The sequence below is a fragment of the Polycladomyces zharkentensis genome (assembly GCF_016938855.1).
GTDB classification, from domain to species: Bacteria; Bacillota; Bacilli; order Thermoactinomycetales; family JIR-001; genus Polycladomyces; species Polycladomyces zharkentensis.
The window spans coordinates 118,682-140,980 of the sequence record NZ_JAFHAP010000001.1; the positions used below are offsets into that span (position 1 = coordinate 118,682).

The following is a 22,299-nucleotide window of genomic DNA, read 5'->3' on the forward strand; positions in this document are numbered from 1 at the left end:
GTTGATGCGTGGGGCTTTTTGTCAAAACGCCGGAACGACGGCGCCTTTGTATTTTTGCTCGATGAATTTCTTCACTTCCGGGGAAGTGAGCGCTTTGGCCAGCTTTTGGATGGCCGGTTTCTTTTCATTGCCCGCCTTGACCGCCAGTACATTGACGTAGGGGGAATTTTTGTCCTCGATAAAGAGTGAGTCCTTCACCGGATTCAAGTTGGCTTGCAACGCATAGTTGGTGTTGATGATCGCCACATCCACCTGATCCAGCACCCGCGGCAGGATCGCCGGCTCCAGCGGCTTGAACTTCAGGTTTTTCGGATTGGATTTGATGTTGTTGAGCGTTTTGTCACCTTGACGGTTATCCAGTTTGATCAGGCCTTGCTGATCCAAGAGTAACAGCACCCGTGTCATTTCGCTGGTGGCATTGGGCAGAGCGACGGTCGCACCATTGGGGATCTGCGATTTGGATTTGTATTTTTTGGAATAGGCGCCCATCGGTTCGATGTGTACACCCACCACTTTGACCAAATGCCAACCCTGCTCTTTGTTGGAGGCTTCCATCCAGGGGATATGTTGGAAATAGTTGGCGTCCAACTCCCCTTCCTCCACCGATTTGTTGGGAAGGACATAGTCTTGGAACACACGCACTTCCAAATGGACGCCCTGTTTTTCCAAGATCGGTTTGACATGGTTCAAAATCTCGGCATGGGGAACTTGCGTCGCCCCTACACGTATGGTTGCTTCATCCTTCTTGCCTGCACCGCAAGCGGTCGTCGCCAACATCATGACCAGTGCGAGCAGACCGATCAACCATTTTTTCATCATCGCACCCTCCTCGTGCATGGATTTTGGTGAACCTTTTTCCCTTTCGTCTCTTGAATTGCTGGACCCAAAGACCGATCACGGGGAAAAGGCCACCCTGCTTTTTGCAGTTCCTGTATCTTATCGTTTATCGACGCGTCGGGCCAGCCAGTCGCCGCACCATTGTACCAGCTGAACAAATATGACGAGCAACAGGCCACACGCGTACAGCATCTGATCGTTGAACGATTGGAACCCAAAGCGGTATGCCGCGTCACCCAATCCGCCGCCACCCACGATGCCCGCCATCGCCGAGAAGCTGATCAGGGCCACACAGGTGACGGTCAACCCGGAGATGATTGCCGGTTTGGCTTCCGGCAGGAGCACCATGCGGACGATCTGCATCCGGGTAGCCCCCATCGCTTGGGCGGCTTCAATCACTCCCCGGTCGATCTCCCGGATGGCGGTTTCCACCATTCGGGCGTAGAAGGGGGCCGCTCCCGCGATCAGAGGAATCGTGGCCGCCGTCGGACCAAGCGTGGTGCCGACCAACAGCTTGGACAGCGGGAACAGAAAGAGAACCAGTACAATGAACGGCACCGCCCGGAACAGGTTGACGATCAGGCCCAAGATCCGCTGGATCACAACGTTTTCCCACAGGTGTCCCTTATCCGTGATCACGAGGAGCACCCCCAACGGAATGCCGATCACGGCCGAGAAAAACGTGGAGATGGCCACCATGTACAGCGTTTCCCCGGTCGCTTGCCACAAAAGGGTGGTGTCCAGTTGATCAAACATACGGGATCACCTCCGAACTGCCCTCAAATTCCCGGATCGCCTCCACTGCATCCCGGACTTGGTCCCCTTCTCCGCTCACCCGCAAGGTGATCGTTCCGTCGTTTTCCTCATGGTCAGGCAAGATCGTCACTGTCACGCCTCGTTTTACCCAATCGGCCAAGCGGGACCAGATGCGATCCAAATCATTTGACCGCACCTGGATCAAAGCGGCATGCTCTTTTGAAGCTTCCAGTTCTTCAGTGTGATAGGACTGTACGAATTGTCGGGTAACCGGGTGTTTCGGTTGCCGGAACAGCGTATCCACCTCACCCAGTTCCACCACTTTTCCGGCTTCCATGACGGCCATGCGGTGGCACAGCCGTTTGACCACACTCATTTCATGCGTGATGATCACCATCGTAATGCCGGTGTCCCGGTGGATCTCCTTCAACAATTGCAAAATGGAAGCTGTCGTCTCCGGGTCCAGTGCCGATGTCGCCTCATCACAAAGCAAGACGCTCGGATCATTGGCCAACGCCCGTGCGATGCCGACACGCTGTTTCTGTCCCCCGGACAGTTGGGCGGGATACGCGTTTGCCCGATGGGCAAGACCCACCCGTTCCAGCAAGGCATCCACTTTTTCCCGGATTTCCTTTTTCGATTTGCCCGCCAGCTCCAAGGGGAAGGCCACATTTTCCCACACGGTGCGGGACCATAGCAAGTGGAAATGCTGAAAAATCATGCCGATTTTCTTTCGCGCTTCGCGCAACTCCCGCTCGCTGCTTTCGGAAATGGAAATGCCATCCACCGTGACACTGCCCGAAGTGGGTTTTTCCAATCCGTTGAGCAGTCGAAGCAATGTGCTTTTCCCCGCTCCGCTGTGACCGACGATCCCGAAAATTTCTCCGCGTTCGATGCGGAGATTGATATCCTGTAACGCGACCACATCCTCGCCTTTCGAGGAAGGGTACACTTTGTTCACTTGGTCGAGTACAATCATCGCGTTCACCACCTGTCTGTAAGAAAAGATCCCTTTCTGCCAGAGCAGAAAGGGATCTTATTTATCATAAAATCGCCTCTCTCATCTGCCAGAACCGATGGGCTCTGCAGGAATTGGCACCATTTCCGCGTGCATACCGCGGACGGTTGCCGGGTTTCATCGGGCCAGTCCCTCCACCTCTCTTGATAAGAGCGCGCAACATCGTCGTATCAAGTTGTCAGATTACATCCTACCACGACAACGTTCGCGATGTCAACGACATTCTTCTTTCCCATAATATACAAATTTTTTTGATGAATGATGACGGTAGATTACCATGAGATTACATTTCGTTTACAAATGGCCAAAAACCCACTACGGCGACGGACATTCGCGTATAATAAAGACAATCAAGGACACGAACAACGGAGGTGCCCGACATGAGCACGGTTGTCGGCAAATCGTTTTGGATCGGCCTGATCAATGCGACCGGTTTAAGCCTCCCGTTTTGGCTTCTCCTGTATATGGCCCTTCGGCTGACCTTTTAATGGGGGATTGCCACAGCCGGAGCTTCATGTGTCGGGAAAGCTTGTGATACAAATGAACAGAAACGGGAAAAAACGGATTACCCTCGGGGCAATCCGTTTTGTCTTGGCACAGCGAATCAACGGGCACCGTTACCGGTCAGCACCACCCATACCGTACGCAGCAGAATGCGCATATCCAGCGCGAACGATTGCCGTTTGATGTAGTACATATCCAATTCGAATTTCTCTTTCGGTGTCATGTCATAACCACCGTTCACCTGTGCCCATCCGGTCAAACCCGGTTTCACCAACAGGCGATTTTTGAATCCGGGAATCTCTGCGGCAAATTTCTCGGTGAACATCGGTCTTTCCGGCCGCGGGCCGATCAAACTCATGTCCCCTTTCAAGACACTGATCAGCTGCGGAATTTCATCGATCCGCGTCTTGCGGATAAACCGTCCTACGCGGGTCACTCGGGGATCGTTTTTGGATGCCCATTGCGGACCGTTTTTCTCCGCGTCCACCCGCATGGAGCGCAGTTTGACGATATAGAAGGGTTTCCCGTGCAAGCCGACGCGTTCCTGTTTGTAGAAGACGGGACCTTTTGATTCCAATTTGATCGCAATCGCGGTCAACACCAATACCGGCAAGGTCAGAATCAAGAAAGTAACGGAAAAAATGATTTCAAATACCCGTTTGGCAATCGGGTACCAGCCCGAAGGCGGTTGGTAAACGCCTTCCGAGTACAAGTGCGCGTCCCCTTCAAACACTGCTTTCGATCGCATCCGCAAACCACTCCTGCTTAATATAATTGCCACAAATCCTTCCCGAATCGAGCCGCTCATCCGGCGGCCCACACCTGCGAACCTGTCTGCTTCGTGGTTTGACCGTTCCGTACTCCAGATAACTCGTAACCAGTATACTGTGTTTGCCGTTCGGTGACAACAGTTGAAAAACTCCGCAGGATGGAGGAATCACGAGATCCTTCTATATAATGAGACGTGTTTTGTTACAAAAACGTTTCACGTTTTTTACGGCCATATTTCAATCATCCGGTAATCCGTTCGCGATAATAGCTCAATGTTTTCCGCAAGCCCACGGAAAGCTCCGTCTCCGGGCGCCAGTTCAGCATCTCCATCGCACGCCGGTTGTCGAAGTAACTATGCTTAATATCTCCCGGACGGTCTGGCGCATGATGGATTTCCATTTTTTGTCCACTCACTTCCTCAAACAGGGCGATCAGCTCATTGATGGACGTCTTTTGACCGGTTCCGATATTCAAAATCTGTCCGTCCCCGTTGATCAGCGCCGCCACATTGGCGCGCGCCACATCCTCCACGTAAATGTAATCGCGTGTCTGTTCGCCATCACCGAAAACTGTGATCGGTTCACCTTTGAGTACCTTTTCGATGAAAATGGAGATGACGCCGCCTTCCCCGCGGGGATCTTGACGGATGCCGTAAACGTTGGCGTATCGAAGCACTGTGTAAGCCAACCCGTGCAGCTGGGCATACACTTGCAAATAATGTTCCGGTGTATGTTTGGAAATACCGTAACCGGAAAGCGGTGCAACCGGATGCTTCTCGTCGATCGGCAAATATTCGGGATTCCCGTACACGGCCGCAGATGAGGCGTACACTACCTTGCGCACACCGGCATTACGGCACGCTTCCAGCAAATTGAGCGTCCCGATGATGTTGGTCCTGGCATCGTGCAACGGATCCTGTACGGACGTGGGTACGTCGATCTGTGCGGCCTGATGAATCACCACTTCGGGTCGCGTTTCGGCGACAACGTCAGACAAACGATGATCGGTGATGTCCATACGGTAAAATGTCACTTCGGGTCTGAGATGCGTTTCCTGTCCCGTGCTGAGATTATCCACCACGATGACGTCATCACCGCGTTCCAACAAAAGATCCACGATGTGGGACCCGATGAACCCTGCTCCTCCCGTAACCAACACTTTCATGTTATTACTCCTCTCTATACTGTCGACGGCATCGCCACGGAAAATCCGAAGCAAAATGCCCGCTCTGAACAAGTCCGGACTCTTGCATGTTATGCGAAACAGGCGCGATACAGGACGCCTGTGACCGTTTTGGGTATCCTTTGCAACCGAAATATTACACCAATGTTACACATCCTTTTTTGATTGTACACGTTCCGAGCCATATTATCCACTCCGTTTTGGCAGACGGCACAAAATGTCCAAAGATTATGTCTCAAAACCATCCCCAATGAAAAAAACGACCGGCTTCGAATGAAGCCGGTGACCGTTGACAAAATTGAACCCATTTTCATTTCGGGTGCGCCGTTTTCCCTCTCGCTCCTGTATCGCACAAGGTCGTCGCAGGAAAACAGATCCTCCTTCAGGGGAGCAGATTCAAATTCCCCGTCGAGAGCGGAGTCTCAGACGGAAAATCGGTTCCCGCGGACTTGATCATCCACCCGGCCGACTTCGGATGAAGCCGGCCGTATTGTTTCAATCGTGAAGACGAACGGAAACATATTTGGTTTCGAGGAATTCCTCCAGTCCGTACTTGCCGCCTTCCCGTCCGATGCCGGATTCCTTCATGCCGCCAAACGGCGCTTGTACGGTGGAGGGAAGGCCATCATTGATGCCGACAATCCCGTACTCCAGCCGCTCCGAAACGCGGATGGCCCTGGCCAGATCGCGCGTGTACAGGTAAGCGGCCAAACCGTAGGGTGTATCGTTGGCGCGTCGGATCGCCTCTTCTTCATCGCGGAAAACGGCAATCGGCGCGACGGGACCGAATGTTTCTTCCCTTTGGACAAGCATTTCATCCGTGACACCAACCAGTACGGTCGGCTCAAAGAAGTGGACGTCTCCCTCACTGCGGCGGCGTCCGCCGGTCAAGATACGGGCGCCTTTTTCCACGGCGTCCCGGACGTGACGTTCCGCTTTTTCCGCCGCTTGTCCGTCGATGAGCGGACCGATGTCAACACCCGCTTCCATCCCGTTGCCCATACGGAGTTGTTTCACTTGTTCAGCCAGGATCCCGGCGAACGCATCAGATATCTTCTCATGGACATAAATCCGGTTGGTGCAGACACACGTTTGCCCCGCATTGCGGAACTTGCTGATGAGTACTTCCCGTGCCGCCTTCTCCAGGTCGGCATCCTCAAACACGAGAAACGGAGCATGTCCGCCCAATTCCAGACTTACCTTTTTCACAGTATCGGCCGCTTGCCGCATGATCAACTTGCCCACTTCCGTGGACCCGGTAAACGTCACCTTGCGCACTCGTTCATCCCGGAGCAGAATCTCGCCGATGGTCCGCGGATCGGTTCCGGTTACCACGTTGACAACACCCGCAGGAATCCCCGCTTCCCGGCATAATTCCGCCAACCGGAGCGCTGTCAAAGGTGTCTGTTCCGCCGGCTTGACGATCACAGTGCATCCCGCCGCCAACGCCGGGGCGATCTTGCGGGTGATCATGGCCGCCGGGAAATTCCAGGGCGTGATGGCGGCTACGACACCGACCGGTTGTCGCAGGACAAAAATTCGCTTGTCCGGATGTGTGGCCGGGATGGTGTCACCGTAGATCCGCTTGGCCTCTTCGGCATACCATTCAAAAAAGTTGGCCGCGTATTGCACTTCTCCTTTGGCTTCCGGCAACGGCTTTCCCTGTTCAGTGGTCATCAGCTCGGCCAGCTCATCCTGATGCGCCATGATCAACTCATACACCTTGCGCAAATATGCAGCCCGATCCCATGCGGTACGGGCGGACCAATCGGGAAACGCACGGTGAGCAGCCTCTACGGCACGCCGTACATCCTCGGCTGTCGCATCGGCCACTTCCCCCACCATTTCTCCGGTGGCGGGGTTGGTGACCGCAAACGTGCGTCCATTCCCCGAGGAGACCCACTCTCCATTGATATAGAGTTGATATTGCAACATCCGTTCCAAGCTCCTTTCCCATTGATGCATGAGAATTCCCGCCATATTCTTCAGCGGCCTGCAGGCAAATTCCTCCCTGCAGACCAAACCGAACAAACAGGCCCGGGAAATGTCTTATCGTCCCAACGTTTGCTCGCTCCACCTCAGCCTGCCGGGGAGCAAATCATGGTCCGAACCGGGGAACCCCCGTATGCCTCACTTAGAGAATGTGGGGTTCCTGTGACCCGGTCTCGGCTGTCGGATTCATGTTTTGTTGCCCACCTGGAAAGCAATGTCCCCCCTTACATGCGGCACGCATTTTGATCCGGAAAATCTCCGGTTACGGTTGGGCATGATTGACGGGATTCACCTCTGTTTTTGATCGGATCAGCGGAAGCCGCGTTCCGTTATCCAAAACACGGCCGTCCGTGATGTTCATCCACCGGTTTACCCCGTCCGCTTTTCAGATCAAATTTCCGATATCTCCGGATTGCAAAGGAATTTCCTTCTCCATTCCTTGCATGGTGTGTTTTTCCTTCGATAAAATATAATAACAAAAAATTGGTTCGCCACATCAATCGGAGAGTGAGGAATGGCCTTGATCAGTCGAATGGAACGACACCGAAAAAGACGCCGCTGGTGGAAATGGTTCTGGTTCGTCATGTTGATCTTGGCCGGTGTCGTGGGCTATTACGCTTACGAAATCTGGTCAGCGGCCAACAAAGCGTACGATCCGCGGGAAAAATCGGCCAAGCGGTCACACGAGGTTGACATTCATAAAGATCCCTTCTCCGTCTTGCTGATGGGAGTCGACGAACGGGAAGGCGATGTCGGCCGTGCCGACACATTGGTTCTGGTCACGGTGAATCCGGGACAAAAACAAGCCTGGATGATGAACATTCCCCGTGATACATATGTCTCCATCCCCGGAAACGGAAAGGACAAAATCAATCATGCCTATGCACGTGGGGGAAGTGAACTGACGATTGAGACAGTGGAGCAATTTTTGGATATCCCTGTCGACTACTATGTGAAAGTGAACATGCTGGGATTCGAAAAAATCGTGGATGAATTGGGCGGAGTGGAGGTTCGGGTTCCGTTTGATTTCACGTATAACGGATACACGTTCCACCAGGGAACCATGACCATGAACGGAAAAGAAGCGCTGGCCTTCACCCGTATGCGAAAAGCGGACCCCAGAGGAGATTTTGGGAGAAACGAACGGCAACAACTCGTCATCAAAGCGATTTTGAACAAAAGCACCTCGTTTGGCTCCATCACCCGACTGGACAATGTGTTTCAGCACCTCGGGGAAAATGTGAAAACGGATATGTCCCCCCTGCAACTGCTCACGTTTCAACAAATCTATCGTTCAATCGACCAAATGCACACCCATCACCTGAGCGGAAATAACACCTACATCGATGGGGTATACTACTACGTTGTGGACAAAGAGGAGCGCAACCGGGTGAAACGCCTGCTTCGGCAACACTTGGAGCTGGCCGGTGACAATCACGAATCAACCCTGATGCCGTGATGGGCTCGACGGGATTCCTTCTCTTGCCACCTTCTGCGTCGGGCGGTCTGACACATCATGAGGCAGCAGTGCTTCCCGAGTAAACGGCACGCCACGCCCTGCTGCGCGAAAAACCGGGAGAGTAAAAGGCCCAAAGCATGATGTGCCACGTTTTTCCCGTTCACCGGTTCGGAAAGTCAAAAAAGAAAACCGGCCGGTGTTGATTCCGACCGGTTTCCGTCGTTTAGACTTTTTTCACCAATGCACAGAGACGCTGGTAAAACTGCTTGGCCAGTTTTCTTCGATCGCCTTCACGGTCGATGTAGCGACGACCGTTTTCTGCGATCTGTTCCAGTTTCTCACGGGAAAAGCTGCGCACTTGCGCCAGCGCTTTGGCCAAGCCCTCGGGATCTTCCGCCCCGCTGAACAACCCTACCTCATTTTTCTCCACGATTTCGCGCACTTCGCCGTCCACCGTGGTCACGATCGGTTTGCCGACAAACGTGTAGTCGAACAGCTTGTTGGGACGTGCCCCGCGGAAAATGTCGTTGTCCGCGAGCGAGATGATGCCACAATCCGCTGCAGCGATATAATCGAAGATCTCCGATTTGGGTACGGGGTCCAACAGATGGACGTTATCCAACTGTTCCTCTTCCTTGATTCGCTTCAATTTCTCCTTCTCCGGGCCGTCCCCGATCAACACGATGGAAATGCCGGGTTCCAGATGGCGTCCCGCCTTAACCACGTATTCCAGTGCGTTGGCCGGACCGTGCGCCCCCGAGTAGATGGCGACGAAATGATCCTCCGGCACCCCCATCTTCTTTCGGATTTCGCTTCTGCGGGACGGATCGGGTTCCCACGATCCCACCACGATCCCGTTGGGGATCAGCTCGATCTTGGCCGGATCAATGCCTTTGTCCGCGATAAACTTCCGCTGGTGTTCCGTCAACACAACGATATGATCAGCATGACGATACAAAAATGATTCCATCCACGTGAGCAGACGGACCACACGCGGATTTTTCAGCCCGCCCATCATGATCAACGAGTCCGGCCACAAATCGCGCACTTCCAGTACAAACGGGACACGCTTCACCTTGCTCAGCATCCATCCTGCAAATGCCGTAAACAAATGCGGCGAAGAAGCCACGATCACATCCGGGCGCCGTTTGAACAATCCCGTGAGGAAAAAGAGTGCGGCAAAGCTGCCCATATTCAGGATCCGACGCACGTCATTCGTCTTGTGCGGAAACGACCACAACCACTGAAAATGGAGACCGGGAACATGCGGAATGGCCCGTTTTTCCTCTGGCGTGATAAACGTACGGCGCGGATGAACAAAACGGGATAACCACAAGGTGACCTCTGCTCCGTCTCCGATCGCCCATTCTCGTGCCAGCTCATAATGCCGGGTAATCCCGGCAATGTTCGGCGGTACTGCGTAGTGGTTCGCCAACCAGATTCGCACTGCCTCTCACTTCCTTAAGCAAGCTCCTGATACAGTTGCAACAGTTTTTGCTCTTCCACTTGCCAGTTGTATACTTCCTCGTGCGCCCGCCGACCGTTTTCTCCCATCTCCCGTCGTTTCGCCTCATCCGACAGGAGCGTCGCCACTTTTTCCGCCATTTCTTCGGGATTGAGCGGATTGACCAGATATCCGCACCGGCTGCCCTCCACAATCTCCCGCCATAGCGGAAAATCGGTGGCGATCACCGGCAGTCCGGCGGCCATGTACTCAAACATTTTAATCGGCAGGGATTCACGGTAGTTTTCCACCGGATGGAGGCAAACCAGCCCCACCTTCCCTTTCATCAGCCACTGCTGCACTTCCTCAAACGGAATGCGACCGTGCAGGTACACCCGTTTGGCGGCCAGCGACTCGCGATCCTGATCTTCCGGCGCGATGTGCTGAAGCGGTCCGATCAGGTGCAGTTCGGCGTTCAGCTCTTTCGGCAGGTGATCCATCATCGCGATCATCTCGCGGTATCCTCTGAGATAGGAGATGCCACCCACATACAGCACCCGGTTGACACCGTCTTCCTCTGCGCTCCGCTCCAAACGCGGCAGCGGCAACGGGTAGTTTTTAATCACCTGGACGCGGCGGACCCCCGCACCCGCAAACTTGTCTCGGATCGACTCCGTTGCCGTCACCACGGCGGGCAGACGACGGGCCAATCCTTTTTCCACCTTGTGCACCACCCGTGAGACGATGCCACGGATCTTCGCCGGAATCCAGGGCTTGGTGTGGATCTGTTTGGGCAGATCCTCATGAGCGTCGTAAATGACGGGAACCCCCGTCAGCCAATGGATCAGCGCTCCCCATGGCAACAGTTCGGGGTCGTGAAAATGATACAAATCGGCCCGGCTTCTCATCGCCCGCCGAAACAACGTCCACCCGGCCGCCAGCCGGTGGAGTTTGCTCTTGTGCGGCGGAATCCCTTTGATGCGAACTCCTTGTTCCGTACGCTCCTCAAAATCGGCAATCGCATGAAGTTCCACGTCATACCCCGCCCGGGCAAGCGATACCGCCTGTTTGTGAAAGATGCGGGAATCGTTGTACCCGTGCACGGAGCTGAAAATCATCACCTTTTTGGCCATCGACATCCCCTCTCGGCCTAAAAACCCGCATTCATGCGGCTCTCCGGAAAAGATTGTCCTTCCTGCCGGGTAACGGTTGTATCCGGGTAACTTTTTTCCCAATCGCTATTGTGACATCCGCGTCGGAAGGTTACTCTCCGGAAACAGGTCACCTTTCTTCGTTCACGATGTCGACCCACAATCGGGGTCAGCTGTTGACGGCGGTCGCTTCCGGCTCCCGTTCGGCCTTTTTCCGTTGATGTTCACCGAGCACGACCACAGCCAACGCCACCCCGTAGGAAATCCACATCGGGGTGAAATGGATGCAGCTGCTGGGTGCCACCCCGCCGATAAAGAAGCCGGTCAGCGACAACAGGCTGGACAACGCTCCCCAACGGATGAGCGGTGATACATGGGGAGAACGTTTGATGCTGGCCAACCGCCACAACCGACGCAACAGGCCGAAATAGAGCACCATATACATAACGAAAATCAATACGCCGAAGTCGACGAGCACTTCCGCCCACCAGTTGTGAATGTTGACTTTGTTGATGCCTTTGCCCAAATTGGTTTCATTGTGGGCTTCCACATTGCCGGCTCCGACGCCCATATAATTGCTTTCCTGCAGGTAGTGCAGTCCGTACAGCAGGAGGTTTTTGCGCACGGTGATGCTGGTGCCGCCCGTTCCTTCCCCTGCTTCGATACCTTCCTGATCGGCCGGGACCTTCCAATCTCCCTTCAGATCGAGGAAGATGCCGAATGTGCTGGCCAATTTGGCCCGCGCGCTGTTCTTTCCTCCGGCGATCAAGGTGGCGTTCAACAGCCCGACGATCAGGACAATGGAGAGAAATACGCCCAATCCCCGCAGGAAGTTTTTCTTCAGCTTTTCCCGGTCCACCGTGAACGGTAACGAGACGGCCCACATCAACAGGATGAGCGGCAAGGCCATCATCGTGTTGGAACGGGAGCCGGTCGCCAACAGGCAATACAAGGCGAAAATGACAGTGATATACGTCAGCACCTTGGTACGGCGGGTCGACTTGAACATGTACAGCGCCGTCCCGATAAACGGCAGGGCCAGCGTAATCGCCGTGGCCAGATCGTTTTGGTTTTTAAAAACGGAAGTGATGTTGGGCGCGTCACTCAACCAATAACGGGAAGACGGCAAATGGAAAAAGGTGATCGATTCAAAAAAACCGAAGGCCACAATGGCGAAAAACACCCAAAACAGCGTGCGCATCGTCTGCCAGAACTGCTTCTCCTTCTTGGCGAAGAAGGGGAACGACAAACAGAGAAGCGTCATCATCGACAGGAACGTGAGATACTTGATCCCTTTTTCGAGGTCGATCACCCATGTCAGGGAAATGGCGGCATAGGCCACCCAAAAGGCGAAAAACGCCCAGTACCAGCGAATGCGGTACATATGGGAGGCTTCAATGCTTTTGTCGTTGACCCAGCGCAAGATCAACGCCACCGCCAGGGCAAAGAAAGCGACGCGGAAAAACGTCAGCTTGAATACAACGAGCTTGACCCCCAACGTGGGGCCGAGCAAAGCAAACGCGATCATCGCGTAAAACAGCTTTTCCAGCCACTGTTGTCTCGGTAACATCAGTGAACTCAACATCCTCACCTTTTCTGTCCGATTTTGGGCATCATCCGGAACAAGACAGGCAACGAACGCAGCCGGAATACGCCCGTGATGAAGACCGCCGCGATATTGACCAGTGTCGCGACCACATAATACACCCATTTGTCTTGCCAATCATGCACTTGAATCCAAGTGATCCCGATCATCGTCACCAGGTACACCGCCAAAAACGCCAACATGGACGGCATGCGAAAAGCAACCGGATATACCTGTTGTGCTTTGCGATGAATCAGCAGGACGACGAACAGATACGTGACGACGGTCATCGCTGCCGTTCCCCAGTTGCCGTACAACGGAACAAGGATGAAATTACCGATGAAGTACAAAACTGCGGCCATGATGAAGACCTGTGAAATCGTGCGCGTTTTCTTCTGGATCAGCAAACCGACACCGACGATTAAGTGCAGGGTGTTGAGCACCGTACCGAACGACAACATCCAAACATAGGGGTAAGCGGACCAGTATTCGGGTTTCCCCGTCGTCCATTGGATCAGGGGCTGGATGATGAATTCCAATCCCAAAATGAAGAAGGCACCGACAACCAAAAACGCCCTGGCTACAAAGCTGTAAATGCGGGGTGCATCCTCCCTTTCCTTGATGGACATCGCAAACGGGCGCCACGCCAACTGGAACGCGGATGTCACCAATGCCACCATCGTGGCGAAGCGGAACGCAACCCCGTAGATCCCGGCCTCACTTTCCGACACCATATGGTAGATCATGGGCCGGCTCATCGCATTCATCACCCAAAACGCCAGCATGGTCGGCAACAACGGAGCCCCGTAACGCAGCAAGTTGACCAAGTGCTTTTTCTTTACGCGCCAAGTGAATTCCCGGCGAAAGAGAAAAACGAGAATGGCCGCCACTGCAAGTTGCCCCACCAACTGGCCGACAAAGATACCGCGTACACCGCCTTTGCCGTAGACCAAGAAGATCATGCTGAGCAGGTTGGAACCGATCACGTAACTCATGCTCATGATGTTGAACAGCCATACGCGCCGGTTATACCGGGCCAGCGCCAGCGTATGCTGGATGACGATCGCGCCCACCGTCGCAGCGATCGCAATCGCCATGACATCCGCGTACGGCTTGTTGTAGAGCAAACGGCTGAGCGGATCGCCGAACAACAGGGTGACGAGCAGGAACAAAGCACAGATCCCGCTGCTGAACAGCACGGTTGCGGTAAAGTAGCTCCTTTTTTCCTGCTCATCCTTGGCATCGAAGTAATAAAACGCCAAGGCGGCGTCCATACCCAACACGCTCAGGTACGTGACCACCAATGTCAGAGTGTTGGTGAGATCCCAGTCCCCATACTGCGCGGAATGCAAATGCCGCGTCATGATCGGGAGCAACAGGAATGCCACCATTTTGTTTCCCATAGTGGCGATGGCGAACGAAGCGGAATCGGAGAAGAGCTGTTTCAGCTTGTTTCGCATGGTTTACACCTAGATTCTCTCTCTTATTCTTGGTTTTCCAGCTTCTCACGGTCGGGAACGTCCCGCAACGGTTTGGCCGGAACGCCGACGTACAGTTTTGCCGGTTCGGTGTCACGGTGGATCAGCGCGCCCGCCGCGACGAAACTCTCTTCTGCCACGGTGACGCCGGGGAGCAAGATGGAACCGCCGCCGACACGGGCACCGCGTTTGACGTACGGTCCTTTGACGAACTTGAACCGTTCCTTGGTCCGGCCCATGAAATTGTCGTTGGTCGTGGTCACCGTCGGTGCGATGAACACATGGTCCTCCAAAGTGGTGTAAGCGGTGATATAGGCGTTGGTTTGAATCTTGGTATATTCGCCGATCTTCACCTGGTTTTCCACGGCCACACCCCGGCCGATGACGACATTCCGTCCGATCTCGCATTTCTCGCGTACGGACGCCAAGTCGCCGATCATGACCTCATCCCCAAAGATGCTGCCGCGATACAACACCACATTGGCTCCGATGTTGCATCCATCGCCCAAGCGGAGCGGCGGCAATTCCGCGTCCACCTTTACCGTACTGGTCTTGGCCGGTTTGGGCCAACGGCCGATCACACTGTTGTCGGCGATGGAGACATTGTTCCCCACAACGGTGCCGGCGTGAATGGTCACATTGTTGCCGATCACCACATTGTCGCCAATCACAACGTCTTCTTCGATGACCGAAAAATGGCCGATTTTCACGTTGTCGCCCAGTTGAACGGAATCGTGAATATAATGGTTCATGGCGTTCCCCTCATAATTTTTCATAGTCCGCACGAATCTCTTTCACGTCTTTCAACGCATTGCGCGTATCGAAGATGACTTTCGCCTTGTCGGCGATCATCTGATAATCGTAAACGCTGTGATCCGTTGTGATCAGTACGAGATCCGCCTGTTCCACCAATTCCGGTGTCAGTTCCTCGCTCTTGTATTCCTTGCCGTTCAGCGTGAACGTCGGCACGTGCGGCTCGTTGATCTTCAGGTTGGCACCATTTTTCTCCATCAGCTGGATAATATCCAGCACCGGGGAATCACGCAGGTCGTCGATGTCTTTCTTGTAAGCCACACCCAGGATCAGCACTTTGGCTCCGTTGAGCGCCTTGCCGTATCGGTTGAGAATCTTCATGCTGCGCTCCACCACGAATTCGGGCATGTAGTTGTTGATCTCGCCGGCCAGCTCGATCAAGCGGGTGTGGTACTTGTATTCCCGCGCTTTCCAAGTCAGGTAAAACGGGTCGATCGGAATGCAGTGCCCGCCGAGACCCGGTCCCGGATAGAAAGCCATAAACCCGTACGGCTTCGTTTTGGCCGCATCGATCACTTCCCAAATATCAATGCCCATCCGGTTGCACAAAATGGCCATCTCGTTGGCCAAGGCGATGTTGATGTGACGGAAGGTGTTTTCCAAGATTTTTTCCATCTCCGCCACCCGCGGGCTGGACACCTCGTGCACTTCCCCTTCCAACACCGCACGGTATAATGCCGCGGCCACCTTGGTGCATTCCGGTGTCACACCCCCGACCACTTTCGGTGTGTTTTTGGTGTTGTACACCTTGTTGCCGGGGTCCACCCGCTCCGGCGAATAGGCCAGGAAGAAGTCTTTGCCCACTTTGAGGCCCGTCTCTTCCAGGATCGGCTGAACCACTTCCTCGGTTGTGCCCGGATATGTCGTGCTTTCCAATACCACCAGCATTCCTTTGTGAAGGCGCTTGGCGATGGAACGGGCGGAACCTTCCACATAGGAGGTGTTGGGTTGCTGATATTTATCCAAGGGTGTCGGCACACAGATGGCCACCGCGTCCACGTCCTTGATGTAATCATAATCGGTGGTGGCGCTCAGACGACCTTCCCGAACGATTTGGACCAGCTCTTCGTCCACCACGTCACCAATATAGTTGATCCCTTGGTTGACCATGTCCACCCGTTTTTGTTGTACGTCAAACCCAATGACGCGATAACCCGCTTTTGCTTTTTCCACGGCCAGCGGCAGGCCGACGTAACCCAGACCGACCACACCGATGACCGCCGTTTTGTCTTCGATTTTTTGAAGCAGCGTTTTGTTTTCCACGATCCTTCATCCCTTTTGATCATGAATTGTAGAAGCTTTTCACCGCATCCGCGATCAGACGGACGTTTTCATCGGACAACTCCGGATAACACGGCAGGGCCATCGTGCGGGTGCACAGTTCTTCCGCCACCGGCAGACTGCCTTTGCCGTACTCCAGATCTTTGTACACTTCCTGATGGTGCAACGGTACCGGATAATAGACTCCCGTAGCGATGCCTTTTTCTTTCAGATATTGGATAAGACCGTCACGGTTTTCCGCCTGGATGATGTACAAATGATAGATGTGTTTGCGATCATCGGCCGCATACGGCGTCACTACCGGCGTATCTTTCAACAGTTCGTCGTACAGCGCGGCTTTTTGGCGGCGCGCTTCGTTCCATTCATTCAGATAACGCAGTTTTACGCGCAGAATGGCCGCCTGCAATTCATCCAAGCGACTGTTGTAGCCGATTGTGTTGTTGTAGTACTTGGATTTCTCACTTTTTCCGTGTACGCGAAGACTGCGCAGTTTTCGGTCCAGCGATTCGTCGTTGGTCACGATCATTCCGCCGTCTCCGTAACCGCCCAGGTTTTTGGTCGGGAAGAAGGAATAGCACGCCGCATGACCGAAGGAACCCACCCGGCGTCCTTTGTATTCCGAACCGATCGCTTGACAGGCGTCCTCAATCACGTAGAGATCGTGTTCCCGGGCGATTTCCATGATCTCGTCCATATCGGCCGGTTGCCCGAAGATGTGAACCGGAATGATCGCTTTGGTCCGATCGGTGATTTTTTCCCGCACTTTGGCCGGATCGAGATTGTACGTTTTCGGGTCGACATCGGCAAACACCGGAGTCGCACCCACGCGGGAAATACACTCCGCGCTGGCAAAGAAGGTAAACGGCGAGGTGATTACCTCATCCCCCTGCCCGATTCCCAGCGCGTCCAGCGTCAGCACCAGCGCATCCGTACCGTTGCCCACGCCGATGCCGTATTTGGCTTGGCTGAACGCAGCCACTTCCTCTTCCAACTTTTTCACTTCCGGTCCGAGAATGTAACGTCCCCCGTCCAGCACTTCATCCACCGCGCGCCGGACTTCTTCACGGATTTTGGCGTATTGTGCCTGCAAATCAAGCAAAGGGATATTCATGGGTTTACCCCCGTTTCTTCTGATTTCGCTCCAATGTATCCATTTTTACCGGTTGTCCCGTTTCGGCTGCGAGCTGACAGGCAATGACCAGGCTGAGCGCACGACGACCTTCCTCTCCGGAAACGATCGGCTTGCGCCCGGTTTGAATCGCTTCTGTCATGTCCTGGATAATGCACTGATGCCCCGGAATGCCGAACGGATCTTCTTCGATACGGGCAATCGTTTCATTCGATACCTCTTCCGGCTCGTTTTCAAACTTCCAAGTTTTGATCCAGTTGGCAGTCGGTCCGCCGATAACGGCCGTGCCTTTTTCGCCGAAAATGCTGAGGGATTCTTCCAGGTTACGCGGATAGATGGTGACTGCCGCCTCGATTACGCCCAAAGCGCCGTTTTTGAAACGGACGACAGAGACGGATGTATCCTCCGCTTCGATTTGGCGGATCCGCGTCGCTTGATACGATTGGACTTCGTCGACTTCGCCCATCATCCACAGCAACAGGTCCAGGTTGTGAATGGCCTGGTTCATCAGCACGCCGCCATCCATCGCTTTGGTTCCCCGCCACGGCGCCTGATCGTAATATGCTTGGTTTCGATTCCAGCGGACCGTCGCATTGGCATGGCCGATCTTGCCAAACGCACCGGCATCCATTTTCTTGCGCAATTCGCGAATGGCCGGACGGAAACGGTTGGGATGAACCACCGCCATCAGGACGCCGTTTTTCTCACAAGCGTCAATCATCCGGTCGGCATCTTCCAGCGTAAGCGCCATCGGCTTTTCCACCACAACGTGTTTCCCCGCTTCCGCCGCCTGAATCGTCAGATCGGGGTGCAGGCCGCTGGGCGTGCAGATGCAAACCGCGTCTATGTCCGGATTTTTGAGCATGTCTGCCAAATCGGTGTATCCTCGGACCCCGTCCGTTGCAAATGCCTGCAACCGCTCGGGGTTGGTATCACACACCGCCACCAATTGGGCATCATCCACCGCCGCGATCGCATCCACATGTTTTTTGGCAATGTGACCGCAGCCGACGATTCCATAGCGTATCACGTAAATCCTCCTTTTCCCACCACCAGATCAAGATCCTGCCATTGCCCCATCGCGACATCCAATCTTTTCCTCGTTATGTTACAGGAACATTACAAAACCCATTTAACACTGTAACATAGTTGACAATTTTTTTGTATCCCTGTCAAGAAAATATCACACATTCCCTCGACTAAATGGCTACTAAAGCGTGTCTGATGAATGCTGTACAATTGCTTCCCCGGTTCGCTCCACCTGCGCCCTGCAAGGAAGCAGGTCATGGCCGCTTGAGACCCGAAGCGCAGGACGCGGGCAAGCTTCGCTTAGAGGAAGTTGCCCGCGATTTCATTCCTGCGCCTTTCGGGTCTTCGCTCGGCCGGGCTTGGTAAGTCGCTCACCAGGGATAGCATTTGCTCTCTTACGGATATATCAGACACGCCCCAGACCCGGGAAAACCGTTCTTGGCTTCCGCTGATCACGGCGATGTGTCAACCTGCTGATCCAACATTTGTTCGTACAACCGCTTCACCCGATCGGCGTTTTCCTTCCATGTCAGCGAACCCGACAGGGTGTACGCACGCTCGCCCATATCGCGTGCCAATCCTTCTTCCTCGATTAATAAGATGGACAGATAACGTGCCAATTCATCCGCATCTTCCGGCTTGACGAGAAAACCGGTCTTTCGGTGTTGCAGAATTTCGGCAATCCCGCCCACATCGGTCGCCACAAACGGTTTTCCACACCCCATCGATTCCAGCAGGATCGACGGCAATCCCTCGCTCAAACTGGACAGCACCACCACATCGGAAGCGTTGATCCACAACGGAATTTCGTCATGCGGCCTGCGTCCCTGAAAGAGAACGTGATCCTGAATCCCCGCTTCACGGCATTGCCGCTGAAGCTGTGACTTGAGCGGCCCGTCTCCCACCATCACGAGGCGGACGGATGGATCTTTTTCCACCAGTTGGGCAAAAGCCGTCAACAGGTGGGACAATCCTTTCACCGGGTAAAAATTCCCTACAAACAGCGCGATTTTGTATTGTTCATCCAACCCCAACTGTTGTCGTACTTCCTTTTGGTTTCGGGGGTAAAAGCGGGTCGGGTCAAAACCGTTGTAAATGGTGACGGCTTCAATTCCGGCCACCATTTGCAATGCTTCCTTGCGCAGGCGGTCACTCACTGTGATGATGTGATCCGATAAACGGAGCGCTTCCTCGGTGTTGCGATATACCCAACGACTACGTTTGGGATACAGACGGATATCCGAACCGTGGATCGTGCTGACGACAGGCACGTTGAACAGTGATTTCAGCTTGCCACCGGCATGACCATCGGGATAAATGGTATGGCAATGAATGAGATCGAACGGAAATTCCCGACGCAACGCAGTCAGATGGCGGGACAACGACCAGTAATACAACATGCCGTACGCACCGAAAAAGAATCCCCCGGGAAACATCCAAGTGGGGACGTAATCAATGATAATGCCGTCCATGACCGTTCGTTTCGGGAATTCTCTGTACGCTTTCCATTTGGGATACAGCGGAAACCGCGGAACCGGGGAGACCACTCGGCACTCGACCCCTGCGGCGGCGAGTGCCTTCACCTGATTGTGTACAAAAATGCCGGACATCGGATTGGCGGGATTCGGATACATGTGTGAGATGACCAATACTTTCAGCATGGCAATGTCGATTCCTTTCCATGTAGAATGGCCCCCGCGGATCAAAGGTCCGCCGATAAACGCTCGGCGATGTGATCCGCGGCATGTCCGTCTCCAAATACCGGCGCGATCGAAGAAAAGTCCACTTCAAACCGTTCCACGGCATCCAGAATCTTGTCGGTGTCGGCACCGACCAAGACGTTGCATCCCAATTCCACGGTTTCCGTCCATTCGGTTTCATCCCGCATCGTGATGCACGGGACGGAAACGAAAAAGGCTTCTTTCTGCACCCCGCCGGAATCGGTCAGAATTTTCCTGGCGTGGGATTCCAACTGGAGCATGTCCAAATATCCCACCGGTTCAATCACGTGGATATTCGGGTTGTCAATGGTCAGTCCGGTCTGGGCCAACTTGCCACGAGTTCGCGGGTGAAGCGGCAGCACGGCCGGCACAGACAATTGGTTCAGCGCCCGGACGATGCCCGCCAACCGTTCAGGTACATCGGTGTTCTCCGCCCGATGAAGCGTCACCAACACATACGAACGGGAGGAAAGACCCAAACGTTCCAGCACATTCGATTTCTCATCGGCCAACTGCCGGTTGTACAACACCGCGTCCATCATCACATCCCCCGTCAGATGGACACCATCAGTGATCCCTTCGTTCTTCAGATGACGCACGGCCGTTTCCGTCGGGCAAAACAGCCAGCGGGATACATGGTCGGTCAACACCCGGTTGATTTCCTCCGGCATCCGGCGATTGAAACTGCGTAGACCCGCTTCGACGTGCGCGACGGGGATATGCAGTTTGGCCGCGGCCAGCGCACCGGCCAACGTGGAGTTGGTATCACCGTACACCAAGAGACAATCCGGTTTTTCCGCCAACAGCACTTCTTCCACTTTGGCCAGCATTTCACCCGTCTGTGCACCGTGGGATTTGGAACCGACACCCAAATGATAATCGGGCGCGGGAATATTCAGTTCCTCAAAAAAGACGTCCGACATGGACTTGTCATAGTGCTGTCCCGTATGCACCAACACTTCCGTCCCTTTTTCACGCAATTTGCGGGAGACGGGTGCCGCCTTGATGAATTGGGGTCGCGCCCCGACAACCGTCACAACTTTCATCTGCAAACGACCTCCTGGCAAATTTCCCCCAGACCTTCCACCGCTGAATCAAGGATGAATAGCCCTATCTTCGACCATAATAAAGGTACAGCAATTCAAACGGGAGCGAGCAAAATGGACGAGAAACAGACTCTTCATGAATTCCCTTGTGCGGTGGGGTTGATCAACGGTATGATCCTGAGTCTGCCACTGTGGGGATTTATTTATTTCCTCATTCGCATGTGGTTTGATTGATAAGGCTTCGTGACGGAAGGAAAGGAAGGCCCGGATGGGACCTTCCTTTATGGATTTATCGGGGATCAGTGATGGCAAACATCAATTCTCCCTCGGCCACCACTTTCCCATTCACTCTTGCAGTTCCCTGGCCTTTGCCGAGCGAGCCGCGCAGTTTCACCATCTCCACCTCCAACTCCAACACATCACCCGGTTTCACTTGCTCTCTGAACCGGAATTTGTCGATACCGGTAAAAAACGCCAACTTACCCCGGTTTTCCTCCAGGCCGAGTACAGCGACCGCACCCACCTGCGCCAACGCCTCCACGATCAATACGCCGGGCATGACAGGATAATCAGGAAAATGCCCTTGGAAAAACGGTTCGTTGATCGTGACATTTTTGATTCCGACGGCACGTTTGCCCTCTTCGACCTCCACGATCCGGTCCACCAACAAAAACGGGTACCGATGCGGGATGACTTGCTGGATCGCTATGGCGTCCATTTCCATATTTTTCGACTCCTTTCCGAACCAAAAACACGAGTAGCTGATCCCATTATAGCGAATCAAACGGGGGATTGCCACGATACGGCAGGTATGTCCGGCTTTCAGCCGTTTACAATAAGAACAGTCCCCCATGAAGGGGTTTAAATAAAAAGGGCGCCGTTTGGCAAAAAGCCTTTCGGCGCTCTTTTTCCCTTTCAACATCTGCTGTCACAGCTTGAATTCCTTCGCCAGCCAACGGATGACCAGCAACATCATGACAGTGTGAAGAAAGGGGAAAACGATCACTTGCAAAATAAATTGGCGGATAGCTTGATCCAAACAGCGCCATCCACCCCAACAAACTCACCACGATCAACGCCGCAAAATACAGGACTACAAAAAT

19 protein-coding genes and 1 riboswitch are annotated in these 22,299 nt (G+C 54.0%); of the genes, 1 reads left to right on the forward strand and 18 read right to left on the reverse strand.

The window, feature by feature from the left end; genetic code table 11:
* Nucleotides 1-21: 21 nt before the first annotated feature.
* The 6 genes from JQC72_RS00535 to JQC72_RS00560 form a co-directional block, all read right to left on the reverse strand.
* Nucleotides 22-816: a MetQ/NlpA family ABC transporter substrate-binding protein gene (locus JQC72_RS00535; protein WP_205492164.1), complete on the reverse strand. Its 795-nt coding sequence runs from the start codon at nt 814-816 to the stop codon at nt 22-24.
* A gap of 120 nt (nt 817-936) precedes the next feature.
* Nucleotides 937-1,593 carry a methionine ABC transporter permease gene (locus JQC72_RS00540; protein ID WP_205492165.1) on the reverse strand — a complete coding sequence of 219 codons (657 nt, stop codon included), beginning with the start codon at nt 1,591-1,593 and terminating at the stop codon, nt 937-939.
* Nucleotides 1,586-2,572 (reverse strand): methionine ABC transporter ATP-binding protein, encoded by a 987-nt coding sequence (locus JQC72_RS00545; protein ID WP_205492166.1) that lies wholly within the window; start codon nt 2,570-2,572, stop codon nt 1,586-1,588. The genes JQC72_RS00540 and JQC72_RS00545 overlap by 8 nt, the downstream gene beginning before the upstream one ends.
* 78 nt (nt 2,573-2,650) lie before the next feature.
* Nucleotides 2,651-2,764: riboswitch (SAM riboswitch) on the reverse strand.
* A 451-nt stretch (nt 2,765-3,215) separates the two neighbouring features.
* Nucleotides 3,216-3,863, reverse strand: a complete 648-nt coding sequence (locus JQC72_RS00550; protein WP_205492167.1) for a sugar transferase — start codon at nt 3,861-3,863, stop codon at nt 3,216-3,218.
* A gap of 263 nt (nt 3,864-4,126) precedes the next feature.
* The gene (locus JQC72_RS00555; protein WP_205492168.1) at nt 4,127-5,050 is read right to left on the reverse strand and encodes an SDR family oxidoreductase; all 924 of its coding nucleotides are present in this window, start codon (nt 5,048-5,050) and stop codon (nt 4,127-4,129) included.
* Nucleotides 5,051-5,563: 513 nt separating this feature from the next.
* On the reverse strand, nt 5,564-7,003 hold the full coding sequence (locus tag JQC72_RS00560) for an NAD-dependent succinate-semialdehyde dehydrogenase (RefSeq protein ID WP_205492240.1): 1,440 nt from the start codon (nt 7,001-7,003) through the stop codon (nt 5,564-5,566).
* 571 nt (nt 7,004-7,574) lie between these two features.
* Between JQC72_RS00560 and JQC72_RS00565 the strand changes: the two genes are divergently transcribed.
* The gene (locus JQC72_RS00565) at nt 7,575-8,519 is read left to right on the forward strand and encodes an LCP family glycopolymer transferase (RefSeq protein ID WP_205492169.1); all 945 of its coding nucleotides are present in this window, start codon (nt 7,575-7,577) and stop codon (nt 8,517-8,519) included.
* Nucleotides 8,520-8,742: 223 nt separating this feature from the next.
* Here the strand turns inward: JQC72_RS00565 and JQC72_RS00570 are convergent, their stop codons facing one another.
* The 12 genes from JQC72_RS00570 to JQC72_RS00625 all read right to left on the reverse strand — a co-directional run bounded on the left by JQC72_RS00570 (nt 8,743) and on the right by JQC72_RS00625 (nt 22,245).
* Entirely contained in the window at nt 8,743-9,966 is a 1,224-nt protein-coding gene (locus tag JQC72_RS00570; protein ID WP_205492170.1) for a glycosyltransferase family 4 protein, read from the reverse strand.
* Nucleotides 9,967-9,980: 14 nt separating this feature from the next.
* Nucleotides 9,981-11,096, reverse strand: coding sequence for a glycosyltransferase family 4 protein (locus JQC72_RS00575; protein ID WP_205492171.1), 1,116 nt, complete (start codon nt 11,094-11,096; stop codon nt 9,981-9,983).
* A 187-nt stretch (nt 11,097-11,283) separates the two neighbouring features.
* Entirely contained in the window at nt 11,284-12,684 is a 1,401-nt protein-coding gene (locus JQC72_RS00580; protein WP_205492172.1) for an O-antigen ligase family protein, read from the reverse strand.
* Between the two features lie 17 nt (nt 12,685-12,701).
* Nucleotides 12,702-14,159, reverse strand: coding sequence for a lipopolysaccharide biosynthesis protein (locus tag JQC72_RS00585; protein ID WP_205492173.1), 1,458 nt, complete (start codon nt 14,157-14,159; stop codon nt 12,702-12,704).
* Between the two features lie 23 nt (nt 14,160-14,182).
* The gene (locus JQC72_RS00590) at nt 14,183-14,929 is read right to left on the reverse strand and encodes an acyltransferase (protein ID WP_205492174.1); all 747 of its coding nucleotides are present in this window, start codon (nt 14,927-14,929) and stop codon (nt 14,183-14,185) included.
* 10 nt (nt 14,930-14,939) lie between these two features.
* Complete coding sequence (locus JQC72_RS00595; protein WP_419179818.1) at nt 14,940-16,253, reverse strand: nucleotide sugar dehydrogenase; 1,314 nt, start codon at nt 16,251-16,253, stop codon at nt 14,940-14,942.
* A gap of 19 nt (nt 16,254-16,272) precedes the next feature.
* Entirely contained in the window at nt 16,273-17,382 is a 1,110-nt protein-coding gene (locus JQC72_RS00600; protein ID WP_205492175.1) for a DegT/DnrJ/EryC1/StrS family aminotransferase, read from the reverse strand.
* A gap of 4 nt (nt 17,383-17,386) precedes the next feature.
* On the reverse strand, nt 17,387-18,430 hold the full coding sequence (locus tag JQC72_RS00605; protein WP_205492176.1) for a Gfo/Idh/MocA family protein: 1,044 nt from the start codon (nt 18,428-18,430) through the stop codon (nt 17,387-17,389).
* Nucleotides 18,431-18,881: 451 nt separating this feature from the next.
* Entirely contained in the window at nt 18,882-20,090 is a 1,209-nt protein-coding gene (locus JQC72_RS00610; protein WP_205492177.1) for a glycosyltransferase family 4 protein, read from the reverse strand.
* Nucleotides 20,091-20,131: 41 nt separating this feature from the next.
* Complete coding sequence (wecB, locus tag JQC72_RS00615; RefSeq protein ID WP_302104356.1) at nt 20,132-21,196, reverse strand: non-hydrolyzing UDP-N-acetylglucosamine 2-epimerase; 1,065 nt, start codon at nt 21,194-21,196, stop codon at nt 20,132-20,134.
* 289 nt (nt 21,197-21,485) lie between these two features.
* Nucleotides 21,486-21,920, reverse strand: a complete 435-nt coding sequence (gene fabZ, locus JQC72_RS00620; protein WP_205492179.1) for a 3-hydroxyacyl-ACP dehydratase FabZ — start codon at nt 21,918-21,920, stop codon at nt 21,486-21,488.
* A 106-nt stretch (nt 21,921-22,026) separates the two neighbouring features.
* Nucleotides 22,027-22,245, reverse strand: coding sequence for a hypothetical protein (locus tag JQC72_RS00625; protein ID WP_205492180.1), 219 nt, complete (start codon nt 22,243-22,245; stop codon nt 22,027-22,029).
* Nucleotides 22,246-22,299: the final 54 nt, after the last annotated feature.

What these genes read in the sequence shown, in the direction of transcription:
- JQC72_RS00625 (WP_205492180.1), bottom strand. Translation starts at nt 22,245, where the DNA reads ATGGCGCTGTTTGGATCAAGCTATCCGCCAATTTATTTTGCAAGTGAT.
- JQC72_RS00580 (WP_205492172.1), bottom strand. Translation starts at nt 12,684, where the DNA reads ATGTTACCGAGACAACAGTGGCTGGAAAAGCTGTTTTACGCGATGATC.
- JQC72_RS00540 (WP_205492165.1), bottom strand. Translation starts at nt 1,593, where the DNA reads ATGTTTGATCAACTGGACACCACCCTTTTGTGGCAAGCGACCGGGGAA.
- JQC72_RS00550 (WP_205492167.1), bottom strand. Translation starts at nt 3,863, where the DNA reads ATGCGATCGAAAGCAGTGTTTGAAGGGGACGCGCACTTGTACTCGGAA.
- JQC72_RS00555 (WP_205492168.1), bottom strand. Translation starts at nt 5,050, where the DNA reads ATGAAAGTGTTGGTTACGGGAGGAGCAGGGTTCATCGGGTCCCACATC.
- fabZ (WP_205492179.1), bottom strand. Translation starts at nt 21,920, where the DNA reads ATGGAAATGGACGCCATAGCGATCCAGCAAGTCATCCCGCATCGGTAC.
- JQC72_RS00560 (WP_205492240.1), bottom strand. Translation starts at nt 7,003, where the DNA reads ATGTTGCAATATCAACTCTATATCAATGGAGAGTGGGTCTCCTCGGGG.
- JQC72_RS00565 (WP_205492169.1), top strand. Translation starts at nt 7,575, where the DNA reads ATGGCCTTGATCAGTCGAATGGAACGACACCGAAAAAGACGCCGCTGG.
- wecB (WP_302104356.1), bottom strand. Translation starts at nt 21,196, where the DNA reads ATGAAAGTTGTGACGGTTGTCGGGGCGCGACCCCAATTCATCAAGGCG.
- JQC72_RS00585 (WP_205492173.1), bottom strand. Translation starts at nt 14,159, where the DNA reads ATGCGAAACAAGCTGAAACAGCTCTTCTCCGATTCCGCTTCGTTCGCC.
- JQC72_RS00545 (WP_205492166.1), bottom strand. Translation starts at nt 2,572, where the DNA reads ATGATTGTACTCGACCAAGTGAACAAAGTGTACCCTTCCTCGAAAGGC.
- JQC72_RS00535 (WP_205492164.1), bottom strand. Translation starts at nt 816, where the DNA reads ATGAAAAAATGGTTGATCGGTCTGCTCGCACTGGTCATGATGTTGGCG.
- JQC72_RS00590 (WP_205492174.1), bottom strand. Translation starts at nt 14,929, where the DNA reads ATGAACCATTATATTCACGATTCCGTTCAACTGGGCGACAACGTGAAA.
- JQC72_RS00600 (WP_205492175.1), bottom strand. Translation starts at nt 17,382, where the DNA reads ATGAATATCCCTTTGCTTGATTTGCAGGCACAATACGCCAAAATCCGT.
- JQC72_RS00575 (WP_205492171.1), bottom strand. Translation starts at nt 11,096, where the DNA reads ATGGCCAAAAAGGTGATGATTTTCAGCTCCGTGCACGGGTACAACGAT.
- JQC72_RS00610 (WP_205492177.1), bottom strand. Translation starts at nt 20,090, where the DNA reads ATGCTGAAAGTATTGGTCATCTCACACATGTATCCGAATCCCGCCAAT.